Genomic DNA, 5,770 nt, shown 5'->3' on the forward strand with positions numbered 1-5,770 from the left:
ACGGCGGAGGCGTCCCTTCCGGCCAGCATCGCGGTCGCCAGGAAATAAAACAAAAGCGCGTCCGATCACCCTCAAATGCCCACCTTCCAATACAGAGCGTTGCAGACCAACGGCGCGATCGCTGAAGGCCACGTCGAAGCCGCGGGCCGGCCCGACGCCTTCCGGCAGATTGAAGTGCTTGGACTGCGGCCAGTGAGCCTCTCCGAAAAGTCAGCTTCGAACGGCAAAAATGGCTCCGGCTCCTCCGCCGTGTCGGGAGGCCTGGCAGACCTCGGGAAGATTTCCTTCAATTTTAAATCCAAAAAAGTTTCGGCGAGGGAACTGGAGAACTTCACGCGGCTTCTTTCCAGTTTGCTTGCCGCGGGCGTGCCCTTGAGCCGCGCACTGGTGATTCTTTACCGCGAGTCGTCAAATCCGGTCGTTGCGGCCAAGTGGAAGGGGATTCACGATCACGTCATTGACGGCATGTCCCTGGCCGACGCGATGGCCAAATCGCCGGAGACGTTTCCGCGCGTTTACACAGCCATGGTGCAGGCGGGCGAAACGGGTGGATTCCTCGACACGGTGCTGGCGCAGATTGCCGATTTTCAGTCTCGGGAAAAGGAACTGAAATCGAAGGTGCTGACGGCAATGCTGTATCCATGCATTCTGCTCGTGATCGCGTTGGTGGTGTTGACCGTTCTGCTGGTGTTTTTCATACCCAGATTCCAAAGTATTTTCGCCAGTCTTCATGGGTCGCTGCCGCTGATCACCCAGCTCATTGTCGGTGTGAGCAACGTCATGCGTTCTTACGGGTTGTTTGTCCTTGCCGGGTTGGTCATGGGCGGGTTGCTGCTCCAAAACTGGTTTGCTTCGGAAAAGGGCCGCCGCGTTTGGGAAGGGTTGATCTTGAAAGCGCCGATCGTCGGGCCGCTCGCCGCGCGGTTTGCCATGGCGCGATTTTGCCGGATGCTGGGAACACTGCTCGCCGCGAGTGTGCCGCTTGTTCAAGCGTTGAATGTCGCCCGCAAATCCATCGGCAACCAGATCCTCGTGGACGCCGTCTCGCAATCCATCGAACGCGTGCAGGAAGGCGCGCGGCTGGGCGCAAGTCTCGCAGATTGCAAGGGACTGTTCCCGGGCTCGGTGCTGGAAATGGTCTCCGTGGCGGAGGAAAGCAGCCGGCTCGACACGGAATTGATCCGCATCGCGAACGTCACCGAAGCCGACCTGGACCGTCAGTTGAAAACCGCCGTCGCGTTCGCCGAACCGGCCATGCTTTTTTTGATCGCCAGTTTCGTCGGTACCATTTTCATCGGCATGTTGCTGCCGATCTTTACATTGCAGGAACACATCAAATGAACCTCCGCTCCAGTGAATTATGAAACTGAATTGCACCTCAGGTAATCGGAACCGTCGGGGCTTTACATTGATTGAAATGCTGTTGGTGGTCACAATCATCGGCATTCTTGCGGCCATCGTTGTGCCCAAACTCGTGGGACGAGGTGAAGACGCCAAGATCAAGGCGACGGCGGCTCAAATCACCGCCTTCAAAACCGCCCTGGGAACCTTTGAAGTGGACAACGGGTATTTTCCGAAAGGACAAAATGGCTTGCAAGACCTGATCCAACAACCGCGAGACGCTCAAAACTGGCACGGGCCCTATCTCGACAGCGACACCGTGCCGAAAGATCAGTGGGGCCGTGATTTCATTTACGTCTGCCCGGGCAAACACAACGCGACTTCTTTTGACATCATGTCCGCCGGGCCGGATGGCCAGGCCGGAACGGACGATGACATCACGAATTGGACCCTGAAACGATAGATCATCCGGCGATGAGAATGAAACGGCCCAAAATCGGGAACTCGATCCGGCGCGCCTTCACCCTGATCGAGCTGATTCTCGTCATGGCCTTGCTCACCGTGCTGACCTCGTTGGTCACACCGTCGATTTCGCGCTTCCTGGCCGGGCGCGCGCTCGATTCGGAAGCGAGGCAGCTGCTGTCCCTGACACACGCCGCGCGGAGCCGCGCTGCCGCCGACGGATTTCCGATGCTGCTTTGGGTCGATTCGACACGGCGCGCCTACGGTCTGCAGGAAGAGGGAAAAAATCAGAATGGCAACGCGCAGGATGCCGATCCGAAGGCCGAGGAGTTCAGTTTTGGAGATAACGTGCAGGTGGAAGCCGTGAACGCTTCGCCCATGCTCGTCAACGGCCAGAGCCTCCCGGCGATCCGCTTTCTGCCCGAAGGAGTCGTGGACGAAGACAGTCCGCCCGCGTTGCGGTTGACGGGCCGCGATGGCGAGACACTCTGGTTGGTCCAGCCTACGAACGGCTTGAACTATGAAATTCGCAACAGCGACAAATAATTCGGCACACCCCCAGGCCGGGTTCACTCTGGCTGAAGTGCTGGCGGCGCTGATGTTCATGGCCATCGTGATTCCCGTCGCGGTGCAGGCGCTTCACATTGCGAGCCTGTCCGGTGAATTTGCAATCCGCGAGGCCGAGGCCGCGCGCCTGGGCGCCGACGTGCTGAACGAAAGCATCGTCACGACGAACTGGAGCTCCGCGTTGAACGGCACAGTGATTCAAAACGGACACCAATTCCGATATACGCTGAACAGCCAGCCCTGGTCGCAGGACTCAACGATGGAGTTGCTCACGGTGGAGGTGATGTTTTCCACGGGCGCCCGGCAATGCTCGGTGCACCTGAACACGCTGGTGGTTTCGCCTTCGGCCCTGGTGACTTCGACGATGACCGGCACAACACAATGAATTTGAATCCTCCAATGCGGCGGGGTTTGCGCGCCTTCACGCTGATCGAGCTGATTCTAGCGGTGGGAATTTCGTCGATTGTGTTGATCGCGGCGAACGCCGTCTTTTTCACCGCCATGCGCCTGCGGGAGAGCACAACGCGTGCGCTGGATGAATCGCTCCCGATCCAGCAGGCGATCGAGATTCTGCGCCGCGATCTGGCGGGCGCGATGACACCCTCCGCAAACGGCATTTTGTCCGGTGACTTCAAGGTCGGCGGCGTGAGCAGCGTCGGGCTGGCGCAGCCGGTGGACATCGAACTTTATACCACGACCGGAGTGCTGCGTGAAAACGAGCCCTGGGGCGAGGTGCAAAAGGTCACCTATGAATTACAACCGCCAGCCAACAATCTTACGCGCGGCAAGGATCTTATTCGCAGTGTCACCCGCAACCTGCTCTCGACCGTGACACCGCAGCCGGAAAACCAGTGGATGATGGGCGGCATCGAGAGCGTGGCGTTTTCCTGCTTCGATGGCACAAACTGGTATAACACGTGGGACTCAACTCTCACGACGAATGTGCCCATCGCCGTCCGGGTGCGGATTCTGCCCGCCGCCGGGGGGGGCAGCACGGGCGCGCCGAGTCCGATTGAATTCCTCGTGCCGATTGATTCCGTGTCACGAACGAACCAGAGCGGCGGCATGGATATGAGTGGAAACTGAATGATAGTGCGAACGTCAGACTGTATTTGTCGGGACGGGCGATCCGGCCGGAGCGGATCTGTGCTCGTGATCGTATTATTGATTTCATTCGGATTGATCGGCATCGCGTTGTATTTTGCCAACTCGATGTCGCTGGAGATGAGGGCGGCCGATAACCGGACATCGGGCCTGGCGTCGGACCAGATCATCGAAGGCGCGGCGCGCTACGTGAATTCCATGCTCCAGATATATGCGACCAACGGCGCGGTGCCTGACATCAGCCAGTACGGGGCCGAGGCGGTTCCGGTGGGGAGCGACAAAGTACCGGAAGCAAACGGGCGCTTCTGGCTGATCGGCCGCGACCCAAATGGCAGCGCCACGGCCTCCGAGCCGTACTTCGGACTGGTGGATGAAGCGTCGAAGCTGGATTTGAACGCGCCGTGGCTCACGTCGGACATCATTTCAAGCAACCTGCCCCGCATGACGTTCGATCTGGCCGATGCGATAATGGACTGGCGCGACACCAATGGCACCGGCACCTCTCTGAATTACAGCCAGCTCGGTTATCTGGCGAAACATGCTCCGTTTGAAACCGTGGGCGAACTGCGGCTCCTCTACGGCGCGACCAGGGACACTCTGGTCGGCGAAGACATTAATCAGAACGGCGTGCTCGATGCGAACGAGAACAAGAGCGGGCTCACGGACCCGGGACTTTTTGACTGTTTCACCGTGTACAGCCGCCAACCGAACGCGCACAGCGACGGAACCGCGCTGACGAACGTAAATGATCAGGCCAGTCTGCGTTCTTTATTGGAATTGCGTTTGGGCACGTCACGCGCGCAAACCATCATGCAAAGCCTCTTTGGTGGCATTCCGCCGGGGGGCGGTGGTCCCGGCGGCGGCGGCCAGCAGCCGGTTCCCGTGTTTGGCAGCCTGTTGCAGTTTTATTTGGCGGCCAACCAGACTGCGGCGATGACGGCGGACGAGTTTGCCCAAATCTACAATGACATCACCACAACCAACGCCGCTTTTACCATCGGGCGCGTGAATATCAACACCGCACCTGCCGTAGTGCTGGCCAGCCTGCCGGGCATGGACCTCAACACGGCGCAACAACTGGTGAACTACCGCCGGTCGAATCCCGCGAGTCTTACTTCGATTGCGTGGATTGTTGACGCACTGGGCTCGAGCAGCGCACCGCTCCAGTCCCTTGCGCAAGGCGATTACATCACGACGCACAGCTATCAATTCACCGCGGACATCGCCGCTGTCGGCCCCTTCGGGCGCGGCTACCGGCGCGTGAGATTCGTTTTTGACATCAGCGAAGGCACTCCGAAAATCATTTATCGCCAGGATCTCAGCCGTCTTGGGTGGGCGCTGGGCAGGCAAACCCGCGATACGTGGATCGCCAAAAGCACACCATGAGCAGCGTCGTCAAAATCAGATTTCCAAAGCGCGGATCTCCCTCCAGCCTGCTCGGGCTGGCGTTGGATGGCAGTCGTTTGGAAGGCATCGTCGTTCGGCGGACCAACGGCTCTCTGCAGACGCATCAGCGGTTTGGTGCGACGCTGACGCTTGATCCGATGACCAACGAAGTGGAACTGGTCGGCCGCGAAATCCTCAATCACCTCGAGGCCGCCGGTGTGCGGGAACGCCGGTGCGTGGTGGCCGTGCCGATGAAATGGACCCTGGCGGCCCACACGACAATACCGAAACTTCCCGAGGCGGACATAGTCGAGTATCTGCAAATCGAGGCCGAACGCGGCTTTCCGACGGATGTGGCGACGATGCAAGTCGCCGTCTCGCGGATCCATTCGGTCTCCGGCGAAAAGCACGCGACGTTCGTCGGGATACCAAAAGTCCACCTCGAACGGCTGGAGCAGGTATTGCGGGCGGCAAAATTGAAGCCCGTGAGTTTTTCCCTCGGAGTAACGGCGCTGCAACCTGCCGGAGCCGGGGATTCGCGCGGTGTGCTGGCGCTGGTCATCGGCGAAAGTCACGTTGAGCTTCAAGTCACCGCGGGCGGGGGCGTGGCCGCCTTGCGCGCATTGGAAGGCGCGATGGAAATGGAAGATGGTGTCCGTGTTCTCCACGGTGACTTGATCGCCCGCGAGATACGCATCACGCTGGGTCAATTGCCCGGAGATTTGCGCGATTCAGTCAAACAGGTCCGCATCTTCGGTCCTCGCGAGCAGGCGCAGAAACTGGCGGACGCAATTCGTCCGCGCCTCGAAACGGGCGGCCTCAAGGTGGATCTTGTCACCGTCTATCCGGCCAGTGAATTTGGAAAGACAATCCCGCCGGACACGCAGGTTTCGAGCGCATTCAGTCTCGC

General features: G+C 59.4%; 7 protein-coding genes. All 7 read left to right on the top strand.

The genetic code is table 11. From position 1 onward, the window contains the following. Nucleotides 1–75 precede the first annotated feature (75 nt). Nucleotides 76–1,341 (top strand): type II secretion system F family protein, encoded by a 1,266-nt coding sequence (locus VN887_06360; protein HXT39629.1) that lies wholly within the window; start codon nt 76–78, stop codon nt 1,339–1,341. Nucleotides 1,342–1,360: 19 nt separating this feature from the next. Next, entirely contained in the window at nt 1,361–1,804 is a 444-nt protein-coding gene (gene gspG, locus VN887_06365) for a type II secretion system major pseudopilin GspG (protein HXT39630.1), read from the top strand. Between the two features lie 17 nt (nt 1,805–1,821). Further along, nucleotides 1,822–2,349, top strand: coding sequence for a GspH/FimT family pseudopilin (locus VN887_06370; protein HXT39631.1), 528 nt, complete (start codon nt 1,822–1,824; stop codon nt 2,347–2,349). Next, entirely contained in the window at nt 2,324–2,755 is a 432-nt protein-coding gene (locus VN887_06375) for a hypothetical protein (protein ID HXT39632.1), read from the top strand. Before VN887_06370 ends, VN887_06375 begins: the two co-directional genes overlap by 26 nt. Beyond that, nucleotides 2,752–3,456 (top strand): type II secretion system protein GspJ, encoded by a 705-nt coding sequence (locus tag VN887_06380; protein HXT39633.1) that lies wholly within the window; start codon nt 2,752–2,754, stop codon nt 3,454–3,456. The genes VN887_06375 and VN887_06380 overlap by 4 nt, the downstream gene beginning before the upstream one ends. A gap of 66 nt (nt 3,457–3,522) precedes the next feature. After that, on the top strand, nt 3,523–4,860 hold the full coding sequence (locus VN887_06385; GenBank protein ID HXT39634.1) for a type II secretion system protein GspK: 1,338 nt from the start codon (nt 3,523–3,525) through the stop codon (nt 4,858–4,860). Next, the coding region (locus VN887_06390; GenBank protein HXT39635.1) for a hypothetical protein at nt 4,857–5,770 on the top strand (914 nt) is incomplete at its 3' end. The genes VN887_06385 and VN887_06390, both read left to right, overlap by 4 nt.

The organism is Candidatus Angelobacter sp. (genome assembly GCA_035607015.1).
Lineage (GTDB): Bacteria > Verrucomicrobiota > Verrucomicrobiia > Limisphaerales > AV2 > AV2.